General features: G+C 65.1%; 16 protein-coding genes. 4 read left to right on the top strand and 12 right to left on the bottom strand.

Annotation, left to right across the window (positions count from 1 at the left end):
- Positions 1-77: 77 nt before the first annotated feature.
- The 3 genes from ppk2 (at position 78) to G6P99_RS15165 (ending at position 2,557) form a co-directional block, all read left to right on the top strand.
- Positions 78-941 (top strand): polyphosphate kinase 2, encoded by an 864-nt coding sequence (gene ppk2, locus G6P99_RS15175; RefSeq protein ID WP_051345996.1) that lies wholly within the window; start codon positions 78-80, stop codon positions 939-941.
- Between the two features lie 141 nt (positions 942-1,082).
- On the top strand, positions 1,083-1,505 hold the full coding sequence (locus G6P99_RS15170; RefSeq protein WP_029078134.1) for a DUF6294 family protein: 423 nt from the start codon (positions 1,083-1,085) through the stop codon (positions 1,503-1,505).
- Positions 1,506-1,678: 173 nt separating this feature from the next.
- Complete coding sequence (locus tag G6P99_RS15165; RefSeq protein WP_029078135.1) at positions 1,679-2,557, top strand: transporter substrate-binding domain-containing protein; 879 nt, start codon at positions 1,679-1,681, stop codon at positions 2,555-2,557.
- A gap of 192 nt (positions 2,558-2,749) precedes the next feature.
- On the opposite strand, the gene G6P99_RS15160 is transcribed toward G6P99_RS15165, so the two are convergent.
- The 8 genes from G6P99_RS15160 to G6P99_RS15125 form a co-directional block, all read right to left on the bottom strand.
- Positions 2,750-3,418, bottom strand: a complete 669-nt coding sequence (locus G6P99_RS15160; protein ID WP_029078136.1) for an amino acid ABC transporter permease — start codon at positions 3,416-3,418, stop codon at positions 2,750-2,752.
- Between the two features lie 110 nt (positions 3,419-3,528).
- Positions 3,529-4,788, bottom strand: a complete 1,260-nt coding sequence (locus tag G6P99_RS15155; RefSeq protein ID WP_165128661.1) for an NAD(P)/FAD-dependent oxidoreductase — start codon at positions 4,786-4,788, stop codon at positions 3,529-3,531.
- Positions 4,789-4,792: 4 nt separating this feature from the next.
- On the bottom strand, positions 4,793-5,551 hold the full coding sequence (locus tag G6P99_RS15150; RefSeq protein WP_165128659.1) for an SDR family NAD(P)-dependent oxidoreductase: 759 nt from the start codon (positions 5,549-5,551) through the stop codon (positions 4,793-4,795).
- 227 nt (positions 5,552-5,778) lie between these two features.
- Positions 5,779-6,861 (bottom strand): zinc-binding dehydrogenase, encoded by a 1,083-nt coding sequence (locus tag G6P99_RS15145; RefSeq protein ID WP_029078138.1) that lies wholly within the window; start codon positions 6,859-6,861, stop codon positions 5,779-5,781.
- 90 nt (positions 6,862-6,951) lie between these two features.
- On the bottom strand, positions 6,952-10,788 hold the full coding sequence (locus G6P99_RS15140; RefSeq protein ID WP_245284501.1) for an autotransporter domain-containing protein: 3,837 nt from the start codon (positions 10,786-10,788) through the stop codon (positions 6,952-6,954).
- A 190-nt stretch (positions 10,789-10,978) separates the two neighbouring features.
- Entirely contained in the window at positions 10,979-11,932 is a 954-nt protein-coding gene (locus tag G6P99_RS15135) for a DMT family transporter (protein WP_051345958.1), read from the bottom strand.
- 255 nt (positions 11,933-12,187) lie between these two features.
- Entirely contained in the window at positions 12,188-13,027 is an 840-nt protein-coding gene (locus G6P99_RS15130) for an aldo/keto reductase (protein ID WP_029078141.1), read from the bottom strand.
- A gap of 273 nt (positions 13,028-13,300) precedes the next feature.
- On the bottom strand, positions 13,301-14,785 hold the full coding sequence (locus G6P99_RS15125; protein WP_029078142.1) for an aldehyde dehydrogenase family protein: 1,485 nt from the start codon (positions 14,783-14,785) through the stop codon (positions 13,301-13,303).
- 117 nt (positions 14,786-14,902) lie between these two features.
- Between G6P99_RS15125 and G6P99_RS15120 the strand changes: the two genes are divergently transcribed.
- Positions 14,903-15,988: a substrate-binding domain-containing protein gene (locus G6P99_RS15120; protein ID WP_029078143.1), complete on the top strand. Its 1,086-nt coding sequence runs from the start codon at positions 14,903-14,905 to the stop codon at positions 15,986-15,988.
- 60 nt (positions 15,989-16,048) lie between these two features.
- On the opposite strand, the gene G6P99_RS15115 is transcribed toward G6P99_RS15120, so the two are convergent.
- From G6P99_RS15115 to G6P99_RS15100, 4 genes are read right to left on the bottom strand one after another with little or no spacing between them, the layout of a single operon-like run.
- A complete protein-coding gene (locus G6P99_RS15115; RefSeq protein ID WP_051345959.1) occupies positions 16,049-16,501 on the bottom strand; it encodes a DoxX family protein in 453 nt (150 codons plus the stop codon).
- A 56-nt stretch (positions 16,502-16,557) separates the two neighbouring features.
- Positions 16,558-17,562: an MFS transporter gene (locus G6P99_RS15110; RefSeq protein ID WP_245284514.1), complete on the bottom strand. Its 1,005-nt coding sequence runs from the start codon at positions 17,560-17,562 to the stop codon at positions 16,558-16,560.
- A 38-nt stretch (positions 17,563-17,600) separates the two neighbouring features.
- On the bottom strand, positions 17,601-17,915 hold the full coding sequence (locus G6P99_RS15105) for an MFS transporter (RefSeq protein WP_051345961.1): 315 nt from the start codon (positions 17,913-17,915) through the stop codon (positions 17,601-17,603).
- 58 nt (positions 17,916-17,973) lie between these two features.
- Positions 17,974-18,948, bottom strand: coding sequence for an amidohydrolase family protein (locus G6P99_RS15100; RefSeq protein ID WP_029078145.1), 975 nt, complete (start codon positions 18,946-18,948; stop codon positions 17,974-17,976).
- Positions 18,949-19,018: the final 70 nt, after the last annotated feature.

The raw sequence follows: 19,018 nt of genomic DNA, 5'->3' as shown, positions 1-19,018 counted from the left end.
ACGAAGCCTCCCGAGATGAAGCCTTGCGTGACGAGGCCTTGCACGACGAAGCCTTGCGCGCCCGCATCCACCAGGAGATGGCCGACAGCCTCGATGAGGAACTCGAGCTTGAGCTCGACGACGACAGGCTCAACGGGCTCGACCATGACGGGGCCGCTGGACATCCGTCGATCGACCGCAAGATCTATTTCCGCGAATTGCTGCGGCTGCAGGGCGAGCTGGTGAAGCTGCAGGACTGGGTGCAGCACGAGAAGAAGAAGGTCGTGGTGCTGTTCGAGGGTCGCGATTCCGCCGGCAAGGGCGGCGTCATCAAGCGCATCACCCAGCGGCTCAACCCGCGCATTTGCCGTGTCGCCGCGCTGCCGGCGCCGAACGAGCGCGAACGTACGCAATGGTATTTTCAGCGCTACGTGTCGCATCTGCCGGCCGGCGGCGAAATGGTGCTGTTCGACCGCAGCTGGTACAACCGCGCCGGCGTCGAGAAGGTGATGGGGTTCTGCACCGACGAGCAGTATGAGGAATTCTTCAATTCGGTGCCGGAATTCGAGCGCATGCTGATCCGCTCCGGCACCATCCTGTTGAAATACTGGTTCTCAATCACCGACGAGGAACAGGCGTTCCGCTTCTCGATGCGTATCCATGACCCGCTGAAGCAGTGGAAGCTGAGCCCGATGGACGTCGAGGCGCGGACCCGCTGGGAGCTCTACACCAAGGCCAAGGAGACGATGCTGGAGCGCACCCATCTGCAGGACTCGCCGTGGTGGATCGTCGACGCCGTCGACAAGAAGCGCGCCCGGCTCAACTGCATCTCGCATCTGCTCGACCAGATCCCGTATCAGCAGGTCGTACACCAGCCGGTCGTGCTGCCGCCGCGGGTGCGCAACCCCGACTATCACCGCGGCCCGATCCCGCCGGAGATGTATGTGCCGGGACGGTATTGATCTAACCACATGCGCGCCCGCCCCCCGGGGAAGATCACTAAATCGCGATCGTAGATTGTGAGGCAGCTCACTGGTCTTCTTGCACGCCCACCTTAAACCAGAGGTTGTCCGCAATTCGCGGGCTAAAAGGAGGCGTAGGCAATGTTGAAGGAACATCGCGAAAGCAAGAGTTCATCGACCGACCAGCCGGAAACTCATAAGGGTGTTGCGACACATGCTGTCCAAACCCTTGACCTCAGTTGGAGCGCGCCTATCCGTTATGGCGATTGCAAGCTGTCCGGCTTCTTGAACGGCACCCTGAACAACGGCCCAACGCTCAGGCTTCGTTCTGACGGAACAGCAGAATTGTTGGCGAAATTTTTCTCAACTGACGACGGTGATGTTTGGGTCATCGATCGTCTCGTTCTTTTGGATATTCACGGGACGGTCCTTTTTCAGTTTCCACACCTTTCAAGCCCCGAAACCCAGACCGACAACCAAGTGCTCGATTGGGTCGCCGAACTAAGCTTCCCCGCCGTTTTCTTTTCTTCGGTCACAGGGGCGAACATGACCTATCGTTGCTAAGCCCAAAGGGCGCGGTTCGAGGCCTTATTCGACCTCCCCCACAAGCGGGAGAGGTGAAGTTCAGAACATAGGCAACCGCGCCCTCGCCTCGCCTACTATTGGCGCAGGCCCGCACTATTGCTGTGGCCAAATCCCGACGCTAGGCTTCCCCGATCTGGTGCAGGGAGGCCCGCTTGACTCAATCCGACGACATCACAATTTCCGAAGATCGCCGTGACGCGCTGCGCTATGCGCTCGGGATCGGCAGTGGCGCCGCGCTGGTCGCCGCGTTGGCAACCCCGGCCGCGGCGCAGACACCTGCCGACAACACGCTGGACCGTATCCGCGCCAACAAGGTGCTGCGGATCGCCGTACTGCCGGGCGAGCTGCCCTATTTCAACAAGGATCTCGCCTCCGGCACCTGGTCCGGCTTCTCGATCGAGATGGCCAACGACCTGGCAAAGCTGCTCGACGTCAAGCTGGAGTATGTCGAATCGACCTATGGCAATTCAATTCTCGATCTGCAGGCCAACAAGATCGATCTCGGCTTCGCGCTCAACCCGACGCCGCAGCGGGCACTGGTGGTCGATTTCACCAATCTGGTGTTCCCGCATCCGTTCGGCGCGATGCTGAAGAAGGGGCTGGAGGCCAAGACCTGGGCCGACATCAACAAGCCGGAGGTCAGGATCGCGGTCGACGTCGGCTCGGCCAACGAGGCGGTGGCGCGGCGCTTTGCGCCGAACGCCACCATCAAATCGCTGAAGTCGCGCGACGAGGTGATGCTGGAAATGTCGTCGGGCCGCGTCGATTGCGTAGTCAACGCGCTGGTGCTCGGCCTGACCGCGATCGCCAAGAACCCCAATCTCGGCAGCTACAAGATCCTGGCCTCGCCCTCGGTGACGATCGCGAGCGGCATGGCGGTGCGCCGCGAGGGCGACAAGCGCTGGCGCGACTTCCTGTCGGTGTGGGTCGACTATAACCGCGGCATCGGCCAGATGCGCGAATGGTTCGTCAAGGGCCTCGGCCTCGCCGGCGTCAAGCCGGAGGACGTGCCGGTGGAGTTGAGTATTTGAGGTAAGGCTGCGCCAACATCGGCACTGCGCTCCCTCTCCCGCTTGCCGGGGAGGGTCGGGGTGGGGGTATCGCCACAAGCGGCGCTCTTTCCTTGGAGAGAGCCCCCACCCGCAGTGCATCTTCGATGCACAGCGACCTCCCCCGCAAGCGGGAGAGGTGAACCGCCGATGCCGCAGCAACTAAGATGCTACTCACACCTTGTCGTACGTCAGCCCGCGCTCCAGCCGCCGCGCCACCAGCGTCGACGGGAACAGGATCGCAAAATAGATCAGCGCCACGATGGTGTAGACCTCGAGCGGCCGGTAGGTGTCGGCGTTGATCAGGGTCGCGTTGTAGACGAGGTCGGGCACCGCGATGATCGAGACCAGCGAGGTGTTCTTCAGCTGCGTCACCGACTGGTTGACGTAAGGCGCCATCATCGGCTTCAGCGCCTGCGGCAGGATCACGAGCCGCATCAAGCGCCAGCCGCGGAAGCCGAGCGCCTTCGCGGCGTCCCACTGTCCGGCCGGCACGCTCTCGATCGAGCCGCGCACGATCTCGGCATAGAATGCGCCGCCATAGAGCGACAGCACGCTGACGGCCGCGACATGCGCCGGGATGTTGACGCCAATCACGACCGGAAACGCGTAGTAGAACCAGATGATCTGCACCAGCAGCGGCGTGCAGCGAAACAATTCGATATAGGCGATCAGCAGCCAGTCGATCACGGGAATCCGCCGCAGCCGCAGCATGCCGACGATCAGGCCGATCAATGTCCCCAGGATGATCGTGCCGATCGTATAGGCCATGGTCCAGCCGAGCCCGAGCCAGAACAGATGGCTGTACTTGCCAAGGATCGCGAAATCCCAAACGTAGTTCATCCTGCCCCTCGGTTGACTCTAGTTTTGATGCGTTTTCTTCACGCGAACCGGTGCCCACTTCGCTCGAAAACGCTTTGGACGCCTCAGCATCGCAGGCGGCCTCGCGCGAGTCACGCGATATACCGGTCCGGCGAGAACGCCTTCACCTCGAATGGCGGCGCATCGCCCGCGATCATCGCCGCAACCGCGGCGCCCGTTCCGGGGCCGGTGGTGAAGCCGATATGCTGGTTGCCGAAGGCGAGCCAGAGGCCGCGATGCCGCGGCGCCTCGCCCATCATCGGCAGGCTGTCGGGCAATGTCGGCCGCGCGCCGCGCCAGCGCTCGCCGATGGCATCGCCGAATTCGGCCACGCTGCGCGCCATCGGCACCACGGCCTCGAGCTGCGCATAATTCGACGGCGCGTCGCGCGCGGTGAGCTCGACGCCGCTGGTGACGCGAATGCCCTGCTCCATCGGCGTCATCAGAAAACCGCCCTCCGCATCATGGATCGGCCGCAGCAATTTGCGTTCCGGGTTCGGCACGAAATGCTGGTGATAGCCGCGCTCGAACGCCAGCGGCACACGATAGCCGAGCGGCCGCAGCAATTCGGCCGACCATGGGCCGAGCGCGACCACGACATGGCGCGCGGCGATCTCGCCGTCGGCAAGCTGCACGCGCCAGCCGTCGTTGTGTTGCTCGATCCGCCGGATCTCGGATTGCCTGAATGTGCCGCCGTGACCGGCGAGCATCTGCGCATAAGCCTTCACCACCGCGCCTGGTGAATCCACCGATGCCGTCTGGGTGTGCAGCAGGCCGGTGCTGTAGGCAGGGATGATGCCAGGCTCGAGCGCGGAGATCGCCTGGCGGTCGAGCACCTCGCTCCGGATGCCGAATTCGGCGAGCGCCGCCTGCTCGGCCCTGGCGGCCGCGAGCCCATCGTTGCGCCAGGCCTTGAGCCAGCCGGTCTCGCGGATGCGATGCCCGGCGCCGGCCTGCAGGATCCAGTCGCGATGCAGTTGCAGCGAGGTGCCGATCAGGCCGTGCAGCGCGGCGGCGCGCGGCCTGGTCTTCGACGGCACGGCGGCGGCGAGGAAGCGGATCACCCAGCCGGCATTGGCGAGCGCCCACGGCAGATTCCAGCGCAGCGCCGGATGCGTGTTGGTGAGATATTTCGGCAGGTTCTTCAGCAGCGAGGGCGTGTTGAGTGGCAGGATCGAGCCCGACGAGATGATGCCGGCATTGCCATAGGAGGTTTCACTGCCCGGCTCGCGGCGGTCGACGACGATGACGGAGAGCCCGCGTTGCCGCGCGGCGAGGCCTGCCGAGACGCCGACCATGCCGGCGCCGAGCACGACGACGTCAGCTTGTTGCGCAGCAACGCCCTCGCTCATCCCGTCACATCAAGGTCAGGCCGCCATCGACCGGCAGCGTGGCGCCGGTGACGTGGCCTGCTTCCGGCGACAGCAGGAATGCGACGACGGCGGCGACCTCGTCCGGCTCGGCGAGGCGCTGCATCGGATTGGCTTTTGCCACGCGCTCCCAGGTCGCGCTGTCAAGCGCGCCGAACAGGCCGGGATCCTTGCGGGTATAGCCGGGCATCACGGCGTTGGCGGTGGCGCCGGATGCAGCGAGCTCGATGGCGAGCGACTTCACCAGCACCTCGAGCGCGGCCTTGGCGGCGGCCGATCCCGGATAGGTGGCGCCGGGCACGAAACGATGCGGCCCGAAGCTCGAGACCGCGACGACGCGGCCCTTTGCGCTGCGCGCGAGGTCGGGCAGCGCGGCCGCTGCGATCTCGTGGAATGCGGCCGCCATCACCGCAAAGGCGCGCTCCAGCGCCTCGCGCGGCAGGCTGGCGAAGTCGCGCCGGTCGGCAAAGCCTGCAGCGTGCACGATCGCATCAATCGGCCCGAACGCTGTGCGCGCTGCCGCGACCAGTGCCGCGCCCGCGCCGGCCCTGGCGAGATCGCCTGTGCCGACCTCGACCTTGGCGCCCTTGCTGCGGCATTCCTCCGCAACCAAATTCAGCCGCGCCAGCCCGGCCGCCTCGGCGCCCTGTCCGTGCAGCATCAGACCCTGATCGGGGCCGGCGAGTCGGCGTGCAATCGCGGCGCCGATGCCGGAGCCGCCTCCCGTGATGATTGAAACGCGCATGCGGTGCGTACTGTCAGACTTCCAAGGACAACGAACTATAGGTTCGGTGTCATGAAATGCAAACCGCGTGCCTGAGCAACGGTGTGTAGGGTGGGTTAGCCGAAGGCGTAACCCACCGACTTCGTGCCGCGAAAAGATGGTGGGTTACGCGGAGCCTGTCATCGGGCCGCGCCTTGCGCGGACCCGTTGGCTAACCCACCCTACAAAATCGGGCTCACCGCCAAAGCTTACCGCCACGGCTCGACCAGGATCTTGGTGTGCGCCTCGGGATTGGCGAGATCGGCAAAGGCCTGCGCGACGCCGTCGATGCCGACGCGGCCGGTGACCAGCGAGGCGGCATCGACCTGGCCTTCCGCGATCAGGCGCAGCGAATAAGCAAACTCCTCCGGCGTATAGCCGAGCACATACTGGACGTTGAGCTCCTTGATGATGCCGAGCATCGGCTCGGACTTGTCGGTCTCCATGCAGACGCCGACCACGACGATGCGGGCGCTGCGTGGCGCGCCTTCGAACAGCTGTTGCAGCACGCCGGGCACGCCGACGCATTCGAAGATCAGCGCCGGCTTCAGCGGCGGCAATAGCGCCTGCATCGGCGGCCGCGCGGCCTTCTCCGCTTCCGTCATCTGGGCGTGCTCGGCCCAGCTCGCATAGGGCTGCGTCCTGGCCGGATCGACCACGACATCGGCGCCCATCTTCTCGGCGAGCAGGCGCCGCGCCGGCGAATAATCGGCCGCAACGATCGGGCCGATCCCCCTGATCTTCAGCGCTGCGATCACCGCAAGGCCGACCGGCCCGCAGCCGATCACCAGCGGCACCTCGCCGCCTCTGATGTTGGCCATCGCCACCGCATGCACGCCGACGGCAAGCGGCTCGGTCAGCGCCGCGTGCTCGGCGGCAAGCCCGTTCGGCACTTCGAGCAGTAACGGCTCGCTGAGCAGCATCTGCTCGGCATAGGCGCCGACATAGTCGTTGGAATAGCCGATGCCCTTGGGGCCCTCCGGCGTCAGCACCGCCGGCAGCGAGCACACGCGCGTGCCGGGCTTCAGCTTGCGCGTGGTATCAGGGCCGTAATCGAGGATCTCGCAGCAGAACTCGTGGCCGAACACGACGTCGCGCGACAGATCCATCGGCGTACGTCCCGGAAGGAACTTGCTCAGCTCCACCATGCGGTGGGCGTGCTTGCGCGCGTGCAGATCGGAACCGCAGATGCCGCAGGCGAGCGATTTGACCAGCACTTGGCCTGCGCCCGGCTTCGGTTCCGGCATCGTGCCTACGACAATCTCGCCGTTCCTGAAGATCGCTGCGCGCATCGGTCCTCCCGCGTGGGTTTGGCCCACTCATTGTTGCGTTTTCTTACTGAAGGGATAGCCGCTTCAGGCGAAAACGCAAGTGCAGGAGTCTTACCAGGCGTAACGCACCACGCCCTTGCCGGCGTAGGACTGGGTAACGCTGGAGAATTCGCCTTCGAAGGTCGCCGCCGCCGACCAGCCGTTGCGCCACTTCAGCTCGGCCGAGGCCGTGGTCAGCGCGGAGTCGCTCGCCTGCGCCGCACCGTTGACCACGAAGGCCGCGCCCGGCAGCGTCTGGAACACGGCGCCCACATTGCGGTCCGGGTTGAAGTCATGCGCCCAGGCAACGCGGCCGCGCAGCGTCACGATGCCGCTGTCGACCGCGAAGGATTTGTCGGAGCGCAGGCCGAGCTCGCTGCGGGTGTCGGTGACGCTCTTTGCGGCATAGTTGAGCGCGAAGGCGCCGCCGCCGGAGACCACGGTCTCGGCATAGTTCGGCAGCTCGAAGCTGGTGAACTGCGCGGCGGCGTAAGGCGTCAGCCCGATCCATGGCGTCGCATATCGATAGCCGCCCTCGAGCCGGCCCGACCACGCATTGGCATTGAAGTTGGCGCGCAGGTGATCGGCGCCTGCGGCGGTAACGATGCGATCGGTGGTGATGTCCTGCCAGCCATAGGCGAGCGCCGCACTTAAATACGCCGCGCCGACGCTGTGGCGCACGAAGGCGCCGGCCTGGAACAGATCCGAGCGGCCCCAGCCGAGACCGTTGACGCTGAAGCTGGTGCCGCCGCCGGCGAGCGCGAAGCCGGCAATGGTGTTCGGCGACAAACGATAGTCGGCGCCGACCGCGGTGCCTGAGAGGCTGCTCGTGGTGTTGTTGGAGCCGAGCACGGCATTGCCGCTGGTGGTCTGCGAGCCGCCATAGCCGGCCGCCCAGACGCTCCAGCGCTGCGCGAAGTCGACCTGCTGCGGCGGCGCCTTGGCATAAATCGCGGCCAGCGCGTCGCGCGAATCGTTCTTGCGCGCCGCATAAGCCAGCGACGCGCTCTCCTCGGCAAACGGCGTCGCACCCGCGCCACCACCGAAGCCGCCGTCGCGTCCGGCGACGAACGGATCGGTCAACAGGCCGAGGAACTGGTTCATCGCATTAAACGTCGTCTGCTGCGATCCGGTCGCGCCCTCGCCCGAGGCCTGGGTCAGGCCGTTCGGCGAGAGCCCTGCAAACACTGCGCTGATGCCGCCATTGGCATTGAAGAAGTTCTGCAGCGTGGTGGCAACGTTCTGCTGATTGATGTTGAGCTTCGATGCCGCGCCGTAATCGAGCGCGAAATTGAGATAGGCATTGTTCGCGTCGTAGCCGAGCGTCGCCACGAGATTGGACGGCAGCCCGGTTGAATCGACGCCTGCAAACGCTCCGCTGCGACCGCCGGCCGCCGAAAGGATGGTGTATTGCTTGGCAACCGTACTGCCGGCGGCGGCGCTGACGCCGACTGAACCGGCAAGCGTCGCGGTGCCGGTCACCTTCGCGAAGGTCGATGCGGTCGAGCCGATGCTCACCAGGTACAGCGCACCGGACTGGAACGCGAGATTGCCTCCCACGGTCAGGTAGGTGCCTGGCGTCGCATTGCCGGGCAGCAGGATGCCGCCGCTTGCGATCGTCGTATTGTTGACGGTGCCGATGCCCGAGAGCGTGCCGCCGGCATTCACGGTGGTCAGGTACGACGAAGCGATCCCGCCGTCGACTTGCAGTATGCCGCCATTGACCGTGGTGGTGCCCGAATAGGTGTTGAAGCCCGACAGGGTCAGCGTGCCGCTGCCGGTCTTCTCCAGATTGCCATCCCCGACCGGGAAGCAACAAAAACTGTGATCGGCGATCACGCCGCTGACAGTGGTCGACAGATTGTTGCCGCCGACGGTCAGCGTGTTGCCACCGCCGATGTAGTAGGTGCCCGACCCTGCGATCGAACCTGCCGCGATGCGGCCGTCGCCATTCGGACCAACTGTGCCGCCGAAGTCCACAGAGCCGGTTCCCTGGGTGATGAACTGCGCGGTACCGCCTGTCGAATTGCCGAGGAAGGTGACCGTGCCGCCGCTCTCGGTCGTGATGGTGGCGTTGTCGGCCGTCGCATAGTGCTCAAAGTACAGCGCGCCGCCGGAACGGTTGGTGATATTGGCATTGCCCGCGGTCGGCGTGTCAACACCGCTAAACCCACCGAAAATGGTAGTGCCGCTATTGTCGATCGTGGCGTTCGCCGCAGTGCTGTGTTGGACAAAGCCGAGACCGCCATTGGCTTCGACAATAATCGTTGCCGATGCAGCCGACGAGAACTCGAAGAACTCGGTCAAACCGCTATCGCGATTAATGATGGTCGCCTGTCCCGCATTGGTGTGGCCCAGGAACACGGCGCTGCCACCGCTATGGTTGTCGATCACGGCCTTGGCGGCCGTGCTGGTGTCGGTGCCACCAGGAGGACCAAGCGCGTCGCCGAACACCACGGCGCCGCCAGTGCTGTTGGTGAACGTGGCACTGCCGGCGGAGCTCGTGTCGCGGAAGATCGTGAGCGCACCGTTGGTGTTGCTCACGGTGGCATTGCCCGCGGTGCTGCTGTCGCGAAACTCCGTGATGCCGAAATTCTGGTTGACGATCGTCGCTGTCGACGCCGACGTCGCATTGTAGAACGTCGTGGTGGCAATTCCATTGAAGCCGTCGTTGACGATCTTGGTGATTCCAGACGTGTTCGCGTTGACGATGTCGAACTTGCCGTCGACGGTAACCTCGCCGACGATCGAGGCGGTGTGGGTGGCGTCGCCAAGCTGCAGCGTCGCGCAATCGCAGATCGTGGTGTCGCCAGTATAAGTGTTGGTGCCTGATAGCACCACACGGCCGAGGCCGCCCGAGCTGTCCAGCACCGTCAGCTTGCCGGGGCCGTTGCCGTCGGCGATGTTGCCGGCGATCGTAAGGATCGCGCCGTTGGCGTCGATCGCGCTGCCGATCGGCGACGTGTTGATCTTGAAATTGTTGCTGAAGGTCAGGTTGCTCAGGCCGTCGGCCTGGAACGCCGCACTGTCCAGCGTGACCGTGCCTGACCCGACCGACTTGTTGTTGGTGACGACGACGGTCGTATCGACCACCAGCGTGCCTCCGCTGTAGGTGTTCACACCGGAGAGCTGAATGTTGGAGAATCCTGACGCGGAGGAGTCGATCAGTCGCAGCACGCCGCCGCCGGCACCGTCGGCGATGACGCCCAGCAGATTGACCTGCGCGCCGTTCGCATCGACCGTGCCGCCGGTCGCGTTGACCGCAATGTTGTTGGAGAACGCGACGCTCGAGACGGTCGGCGACTGCATCTGGAAGGTGCCGCCGTTGAGCGTGATGGTGCCGGTGCCGACCGAATCCGCATTGGTCACCTGCACGGTGCCGGCCGAGATCAGCGTGCCGCCGGAGTAGCCGTTGCTGCCCGCGAGCACCAGCGTGCTGTTGCCGAGCTGTTGCACCATCACCCCGGGCGCAAGGCCGTCGTTGATGTTGGCGCTGATGGTGATGGTCTGGCCGCTGTTGGCCCGGTTGATCAGACCGCCGGTTGGCCCCGTCAGAGCGAAGTTAACCGGGTTGCCGCTGATTGTGTACGACTGCGAATTGGCGGTGAAGGTCCAGGAGTCCGGCAGCATCGGACCTGGGCCGATGGTGACCGTCGCCGATCCCGTCGAATCGAAAATCGCGGATTGGGTCGGGAGGATCGGCGGCGCACCGGCCGACGTTGTCGACCAGTTGGTCGGGAGCTGGTAGTCGGCACTGCTCGTCGTACTGCCGCTTCCGCCCCAGGTAAAGCTCTGGGCCTGTGCCGGGTTGACCGGAAACAGGCTGACGGCCGCCGAGACAAAGGCCGCCGAGGCTATCGCACGACGAGACGACCGACCCAACAAGACAAAGAACAAACCAAAATGCACTGCACCGCCCCCAAGCGCTCTGCGGCGCTGTTGGGGTCAGGTTAGCATGCGGCGAACTGCGAGATTGCCGATCGTTTCCGAAACCCTTCGATTCAGCTTGCGGAGATCGAAGTTTCGGCCCGACTGTTGTACCCGCGCAACGTTAGCGGAGGCAGCGTTCGCAACCAGCGCACGATTTTCGGTACCGCGGTCAGGCGTTGGGCGACGGCTCGCTCGCCACGGTTAACAATTGCGAGCGGCGGATTCGCTCGCGATGCGCGGTGTAGAGGCCCGAGGCGACGATGAAGCCGGCGCCGAGGATAGTCCAGCTGTCCGGCAGTTCGCCGAAGATCAGGAAGCCGAGGATGCTGACCCACAGCAGCTGCGTGTAAGAGAACGGCGCGAGCACCGAGGCATCGCCGTAGCGGAACGCCAGCACCACGATCCACTGTCCGACGGTGGACGCGACGCCGATCAGGATGCCGAACATGATGTCGTGCCAGCTCGGCGTGACCCAGACGAACGGCACCAGCGCGCTGACGATGGCGACGCCGACAATCGACGAATAGGTCATCACGGTGAGCGGGCGTTCGCTGCCGCTCATCATGCGCGTCAGGATCAGCGTGCCGGCCCAGGCCAGCGCCGAGACGAGCGGGAAGATAGCGGCGGGATGGAAGGCGCTGGTGCCCGGCCGCAGGATGATGAACACGCCGACGAGCCCGACCGCGGTCGCGATCCAGCGGCGCATGCCGACCCGCTCGCCGAGGAATGCGATCGACAGCGCGGTGACGAACAGCGGCGAGACGAAGCTGGTGGCGGAGGCTTCGGCGATCGGCAGGAAGCTCAAGCCGGTGATGAAGATCAGGGACGAGCCGAGCAGCGCGGCGCCGCGCAGCACATGCAGCCCGGGACGGTTGCTGCGCAGCGCGAACAACGGCGAGCCCGGCAGCATCGCCGGCACCATGATCAGTGCGAACACCACGAAGCGGATCCAGGTGATCTCGATCGGGGGCAGCGTCTTCGACAGGTATTTTGCTGTCACGTCGGAGGTGCCGAGAAACACCGTCGACAACAGGATCAGCGCAATGCCCTTGAACGGCCGGTCGGTGCGCGCAAGCGCCTTGCGCGCAATGCTTATCGTTGCGGGCGCCGTCTTCTCGGACAATGGAAATGAAACGCTGTCCAGCCTGGCGGCTGCTGCGGGAGGCGGAGTCACGGCAATCTCGAAAGCAACAAGGGGGAATCTGCTGCTGTCACAAAACGCCAATTCCGCCGCAAGGACAATGCCCGAAAACGGGACTCCGATATGCATCGGGGTGCGCGACGGCCTGCCGCAGCCGGTGCGCGGCCGCAACTGCAACAGTTTGTTAAGAACTGTGTGGAGCGAAGCGGCGCAAACCCCTGATTTTGCGCATCCCGTTCAGAGCATCGGCAGCGAGCGCGGCTTTGGCCCGCGCGGGAACGCCTTGTCAAGCGCTGATATCTCGCCATCACTGAGCTTGAGCGCTCCTGCCGCTGCGTTCTCCGCGGCATGCTCGGCGTTCGACGCCTTCGGGATCGTGAGCACCGACGGCAACCGCGTCAGGAAGCTCAGTGCGACCTGGCGCGGCGTCGCCTGATGCGCCTCAGCGATCAATTGCAGCACCGCGCCGCCCTTGCTCGACGGCGCGGGAAAATCATTGTGGCCGAACGGCGAGTAGGCGACCACGGCCACACCGTGCTGCTCGCACCACGGGATCACGGCGTGCTCGATGGCGCGTTCCCGCAGATGGTAGAGCACCTGGTTGCAGGCGATCTTGCCCTCGCCCGCGACATCGCGCAGTTCATCGAGATCGTCTGCGTCGAAATTGCTGACGCCCCAGGAACGGATCTTACCGGCGGCGATCAATTCGTCGAAGGCGGCGATCGTCTCGGCAAATGGAGTGGTTCCGCGCCAGTGCAGCAGATAGCAATCGAGCCGATCGGTCTTCAGCCGCTTCAGCGAGCGCTCGCAGGCGGTCATGGTGCCGCGCCGCGAGGCGTTGCTCGGCAAGACCTTCGAGACCAGGAACAGCTCGTCGCGCCGGCCAGCAATCGCGTCCGCGATCACGAGCTCGGCGTCACCATACATCTCGGCGGTGTCGATATGGGTCATGCCGGCATCGATGCCGCGCTTCAACGCAGCGACGGCTGTCTTGCGGTCACCGCGATCGAGATACCAGGTGCCCTGCCCGATCACCGAGACCTGCGGGCCGTTGTTGCCGAATTTTTTTGTCTGCACGATCGCCTCGTCTGTCTTTGGAACCGCGGGTGGACCATAGACCATGCGAACGATAATGTCGCCACGCCGTCGTCCCGGCGAAGGCCGGGACCCATTACCACCGCTGTTCGATGCGGACCACGCTGCGGCCCCAGCATCGCACCACAACTCGCATTCGTGGTTATGGGTCCCGGGTCAAGCCCGGGACGACAGCGGAATATGTGGCGCGCTCTCGCACAACCCCATCAGCGCGGATCCTCCGATCCGCGCCCGTGATGCCCGCGTTACGCGCGGTCACACGTTGAGATTCATCCACACCGCCTTCGGCTCGGTGAAATTGTCGAGCGCGGCGGTGCCGTGCTCGCGGCCGAGGCCGGAGTCGCGCTCGCCGCCCCACGGCAGCCGCACGTCGGTGTAGCCGTAGGTGTTGATCCACACCGTGCCGGCGCGGGCCTTTTTGGCGAAGCGCTGCACGCGGCCCATATCCGCGCTCCAGACCCCGGCGGCGAGGCTGTAGGCGGTGCCGTTGGCGATGCGCAGCGCATCGGCCTCGTCCTTGAACTTGATCACACTGACGACGGGGCCAAAAATCTCCTCCTGCGAGATGCGCATTTCGTGCGCGACATTGGCGAACACCGCGGGGCTGATGAAATAGCCACGGTCGCCGACCCGTTCGCCGCCGGTGGCGAGCTGCGCACCTTCATTCTTTCCGATCTCGACATAGTCGAGGATCGAGCGCATCTGCTTCTCTGAGATCACGGGCCCGAGCACGGTGGCGCGATCCGCGGGATCGCCGATGCGCAGGCTTTCGGCACGGGCCACCAGGCGTTCCACCACCTCGTCATAGGCCTTCTCCTGCACCAGCACGCGCGAGCCGGCCGAGCAGACCTGCCCGGCGTTGAAGAAGATGCCGGCGGCGGCGGCCTTGGCGGCGGCTTCGAGATTGGCATCGTCGAAGATCACATTGGCGGACTTGCCGCCGAGCTCGAGCGAGACGCGTTTGAAATTGCCGGCCGCACCCTTCATGATGCCGCGGCCGACACCGGGCGAGCCGGTGAACGTCACCTTGTCGACGTCGGGATGGTTGACCAGCGCGTCGCCGACGACGCGGCCGGGGCCGGTCACGATGTTGAGCACGCCCTTCGGCAACCCGGCCTCGAGCGCGAGCTCGCCGATCCTAAGCGCCGACAGCGAGGTCAGCTCGGCCGGCTTCATCACGACCGTGCAGCCGCAGGCCAGCGCCGGCGCCAGCTTCCACATGCCGATCATCAGCGGGAAATTCCACGGCACGATCGCGGCGACCACGCCGACCGGCTCACGCACCGTATAGGTCAGCGCGTCGTCGCGCGTCGAGACGACATCACCGCTGATCTTGTCGGCCCAGCCTGCGTAATAGGTCAGCGTGTCGATGGCGGCCGGAAGATCCTGCCGCAGCACGGCTGCGATCGGCTTGCCGGCATCGGCGCTCTCGAGCGCTGCGATCTCGTCGGCGTGCTGCTTCAAGAGCTCGGCCCAGCGCAGGAGAATGTGGCCGCGTTCGGCGGCGCGCATGGTGCGCCAGGGCCCTTCGAAGGCGCGGCGGGCGGCGGCGACGGCGCGGTCGACATCCGCCTCATTGCCTTCGGCAATCGTTGCGATCACCTGCTCGGTGGCGGGATTGAGCGATTTGAAGGTTTTTCCCGAGAGGGAGCGGATTCGGGCGCCGTCGATTAGCAGCAACTCTTCCCGGACGGTCGGGGCGTGGCGGGCGTCGCGCTCATAGTCATATGCAACCGACATCATATTTCCTCCTGGTGTTGTGCTTCAACGTAGGAGGCTTTGATCAGCAGTAAATATGATATCTTGTGCCTATTGGTGTACCAGGATATGAAGTCAACTTCATAAGTGGTGACCACGATGCTGCAGATCGAGATCGAGACCGTCTGGCGCTTTCGCAAAGAGAACTCACCGCAGACCGCGGTCGTGATGCTCGGCATCCTCAACGAGATCCGGAAGACCGGGAAGATCACCAGCGCCGCCAGCGACGCGCATCTGTCCTATCGCCATGTCTGGAACCTGATCGAGCAGTGGACCGAATTCTTCGGCGTGCCGCTGGTGGAGACGCAGCGCGGCAAGGGCTCGAAGCTGACGCCGTTCGGCGAGAAGCTGGTGTGGGCCGGCGAGCGCATGCAGGCGCGGCTCGGGCTGCAGCTCGAGAACCTTGCGCAGGAACTGGTCACCGAGATCAAGCCGTTCCTGGAGCAGCGGCCGTCGGTGATCCGGGTCCATGCCAGCCATGGCTTCGCGGTGTCCAAGCTGCGCGAGTTCCTCGATCGCGAGGGCGGCGTCGGTGTCGATCTGCGTTACGTCAGCAACCAGAATTCGCTGGTCTCGCTGGCGCAGGGCGCCTGCGATCTCTCCGGCGTGCATCTGCCGCGCGGCGAGTTGCGCGCGCAGGGCATCAAGGCCTGCCGGGAATGGCTCGATCCGCGCGAGGATCGCGTGATCAATTTCGTCACGCGCGAGATGGGCCTGATGCTCAAGCGCGACAATCCCTTGAAGATCACGTCGCTGAAGGACCTGGTCGACCGCAAGGCCCGCTTCGTCAACCGCGACCATGATTCCGGCACCAGGATGCTGTTCGATCAGTTGCTGGCGCAGCACAAGATCCCGGAAAGCAAGATCAACGGCGCCCAGCACATGGAGTTCACCCATGCCGCGGTCGCCGCCTATGTCGCGAGCGGCATGGCGGATGCGAGTTTTGGTGTCGAAGCCGCTGCCCGGCAGTTCGGCCTCGATTTCATCCGCCTGCTCACGGAAGATTACTTCTTCGTCTGCAAGCGTGCGTTCCTCGAGACCGAGCCGATGCAGCGGGTGCTCGACATCATGAAGAGCAGCGAGTTTCACAAGGCAGTGGGCGCCCTGCCCGGCTATGTCGCCTCGAATACCGGCGCGGTCAGCGGCGTGAAGGAGTTTCTCGAGAAGATGCATTCCGACCGCTGATCAGCCACGCGCGGTGGCGGCTGGACTCGGCGCGCCTCGAAAGCGGATCGTCGGGCGAAGCTAGGTGCGCTTCACGCCGGCTCCCGCACCAACCGCATAGCTCCCGGGCCCGTAGACCGCGATCAACGCGAGCGCGCCGAGCAGGCCGAGATTCTTCAGGAAGTTGATGGTCTGGGTCACGACCTGCGCCTCCGGCGCGGCCCAGAAATTGTGAAACATCAGTGTCGCGGCGATCGTGAACAGGAACAGGACGATGGCCGCCTGACGTGCGAACAGGCCGAGCACGAGCGCGATGCCGCAGCCGAGCTCGACCGCGGTCGCACCGGCCGCAAGGATCGCGCCGATGCCGTCGGCGCCGCCGAGGCGTCCGGCGGTCGCCGAGAACGCCATCAGCTTGCCGATGCCGCTGTAGAGAAACAGCGGCGCGATCGCGAGCCGCGCAAACAGCAGGACCCAGGATGGGGAAAGCCGCGCGGCTTTGTCATCGGCCGCAATGTGAGTTGTCGTGGACATGCGTTGTCTCCGTTGGTTCTATACTTGCCTATGCGGCGTTTGATATGGATCCGTCGTCACTCCGCGGGCGCCGTATCGATGGCCGCGGGCCGCGGCGCGGCGGCGAGGCCAAGCGAGCCGATCGCAAACGCGCCGACGATCGCGGCACCGCCGATCACCCAGAACACGATGTCGGGGCCGCCGGTCATCTGTTGCAGCAGTCCGATCACGTAGGGACCCAGGATCGCGCCGACCCGGCCGACGCCCAATTCCATGCCGACGCCGCTGGCGCGCAACAGCGTCTCGTACGAGCCTGCGGTGAAGTTGTTGAGCACATGCTGCGCGCCGATGATGCAGAAGCCGGCGATAGCGACGATCGCGAGATTGACGCCGTGACCGCTGACGAACACAAGCGCCAGCACGGCAATGCCGCCGCTCAGCCACCATGTGGCGAGGTAGCGCGGCGTCAGCGACAGATTGCGGTCGGCCAGCATCGCGAGCGTCAGCCCGCCGACGAACGACATCGCCTGCATCAGCGCGCCGAAGCCGAACGACGCTGCAAAGGTCTCGCCGCGCTTCTGCATCACCGTCGGGATCCAGCCGGTCAGGCCGAAGATCGCGAACAGGCTGAGGAACGCGGTGATCCAGATCGTCAGCGAGACGCGGCGATAGCGCGGGCTCAGCAGCGCCGCGATCGGGTTCGACACGCCGCCGGCGCCGACTGATGCAAAGGTCGCGTTGCGATAGGCGGCGGCCCGTTCCGGGCGCAGCCGCGCGAGCAAAGTGCGCAACTCCTCGGTGCGGCGCCGCGCCGCCAGGAATTGCGGGCTTTCGGGCAGCACGGCGTGCGCCACAAATGTCAGCGGGATCGACAGCGCGCCGAGATAGTACAGGATCTGCCAGCCGTAATGCGGCGTCAGATAGACGCCGACGAGCCCGGCACAGACGCCGCCGAGCGACCAGCCCAGCGTCACGCCCCACAACGAGAATGCGTTGCTGACACGGCGCGGCGCCAGTTCGTTGACGAAGGTCGTGCCCAGCGGCAACAACACGCCGAGACCGAGGCCGGTCGCGAAGCGCAGCGCGCAGAAGCTCCAGAAGTCGCTCGCGACCGTTGCGGTCAGCAGTGTGAAGAGGTTGACACCCAGAGCCCGGCCAGCAGCGTGCCGCGCCGGCCGAGCCGGTCGGCGACCGTGCCGTGTCCGACCGCGCCAAACAGGAATCCGACGAGGCCCGAGCTCACGAGGAAGCCCGCCTGGCTCGGCGACAATCCCCAGGGTTTTGCCACGTAGTGGATGACATAGGCCGGATTGAACGTGTCATAGCCATCGAACAGCGTAATCAGCGTGATCAGGATGCCGAGCACGATGTGCAGCCGGCCGATGGCCGCACCGGACAATTCCTCGTGCACGTCGATGTCGGGCGAAGTGCTCACGGTTTCCTCCCTTGCTGATGATGCGCCCTGCTCTGCGGCAGGTTGGCACGGCGTGTCGTTAGAGCTTGAACAGCCCGCGCGCGTTGTCGCGGCCGATCTTGAGGCGGTCACCTTCGGCGATGGTCGCGGTGTCGAACCATTCGGCGGCGTGGTCGATGTTCTCGAACGGCCAATCGGCCGAGAACAGGATGCGGTCGGCGCCGATCTCGAGCATCGCGTCGATCAGCGCCTGGGTGCGGAAATTGCCTGATGTCGTGATGTAGAAATTCTCCCGGAAGTAATCGGCGATCTTGCGCCTGGCGGGATAGACGTTCTGCGCGCGCATCCACTTGTTGTGGTTGTCGACGCGCCACATCGAATACGGCAGCCCCTCGCCCATATGGCCGAGGATGATCTGCAGCCGCGGATGAGCATCGAACAGGCCCGAGCCCATCAGGCGCAGCGCATGCACCGCGGTTTCCTGGCCGAAGGCCCAGGTCGGCCCCATCAGCCAGCGATGGCCCTCATAGATCGCGGCATCCTTCGCCAGCGGGTTGCGCGGGTGCAGATAGAACGGCACGTCGAGGCGCTCGACCTCGGACCAGAACGGCCAGAACTCCTTGCGATCGTAGTAGACCGCGCCGTCGTGGCCTTCGACCTCGCTGAAGCCATTGACGAGCGCGCCGCGGAATTTCAACGCGCTCACGCAGCGATCGAGCTCGCGCGCGGCGGCTTCCGGATCCTGCATCGGCAGCGCGGCCAGGCCCTGGAAGCGCTGCGGCCGCCGCGCGACCTGCTCGGCCAGGAAATCATTGGCGCGGCGCGACAGCTCCAGCGCGCGGCTGCGGTCGGGGATAGCCTGGATCGCCGGCGCATTGAGCGACAGCAGCATCAGCTCGATGCCGTGCGCATCCATCTCGGCAAGGCGGCGGTCCTGAATGTCGAGCAGCCGGGCCTTGAGCTCGACCCAGTCGTCGGCCGGCGAGAAGCCCGCGCTGTCGCGAACCGTCTCCTCGATGGCGAAGTGCTCCTCCAGCGCGATCTTTCCCTGCATGGCGTCGTCCCTTTCCGGCCCGCGGCGCGTTTCCGTGTTGACAGAGCAAAACATCCGGTCCAATTATTTG

It is taken from the genome of Bradyrhizobium sp. 6(2017) (genome assembly GCF_011058295.2).
Classification (GTDB): Bacteria; Pseudomonadota; Alphaproteobacteria; order Rhizobiales; family Xanthobacteraceae; genus Bradyrhizobium; species Bradyrhizobium septentrionale.
Note: the sequence above shows the minus strand (reverse complement) of the source record. Positions and strands in the feature narration are given on the sequence as shown.

What these genes read in the sequence shown, in the direction of transcription:
- G6P99_RS15125 (WP_029078142.1), bottom strand. Translation starts at nt 14,785, where the DNA reads ATGTCGGTTGCATATGACTATGAGCGCGACGCCCGCCACGCCCCGACC.
- ppk2 (WP_051345996.1), top strand. Translation starts at nt 78, where the DNA reads ATGGCCGACAGCCTCGATGAGGAACTCGAGCTTGAGCTCGACGACGAC.
- G6P99_RS15150 (WP_165128659.1), bottom strand. Translation starts at nt 5,551, where the DNA reads ATGCGCGTTTCAATCATCACGGGAGGCGGCTCCGGCATCGGCGCCGCG.
- G6P99_RS15115 (WP_051345959.1), bottom strand. Translation starts at nt 16,501, where the DNA reads ATGTCCACGACAACTCACATTGCGGCCGATGACAAAGCCGCGCGGCTT.
- G6P99_RS15100 (WP_029078145.1), bottom strand. Translation starts at nt 18,948, where the DNA reads ATGCAGGGAAAGATCGCGCTGGAGGAGCACTTCGCCATCGAGGAGACG.
- G6P99_RS15120 (WP_029078143.1), top strand. Translation starts at nt 14,903, where the DNA reads ATGCTGCAGATCGAGATCGAGACCGTCTGGCGCTTTCGCAAAGAGAAC.
- G6P99_RS15160 (WP_029078136.1), bottom strand. Translation starts at nt 3,418, where the DNA reads ATGAACTACGTTTGGGATTTCGCGATCCTTGGCAAGTACAGCCATCTG.
- G6P99_RS15155 (WP_165128661.1), bottom strand. Translation starts at nt 4,788, where the DNA reads ATGAGCGAGGGCGTTGCTGCGCAACAAGCTGACGTCGTCGTGCTCGGC.
- G6P99_RS15170 (WP_029078134.1), top strand. Translation starts at nt 1,083, where the DNA reads ATGTTGAAGGAACATCGCGAAAGCAAGAGTTCATCGACCGACCAGCCG.
- G6P99_RS15145 (WP_029078138.1), bottom strand. Translation starts at nt 6,861, where the DNA reads ATGCGCGCAGCGATCTTCAGGAACGGCGAGATTGTCGTAGGCACGATG.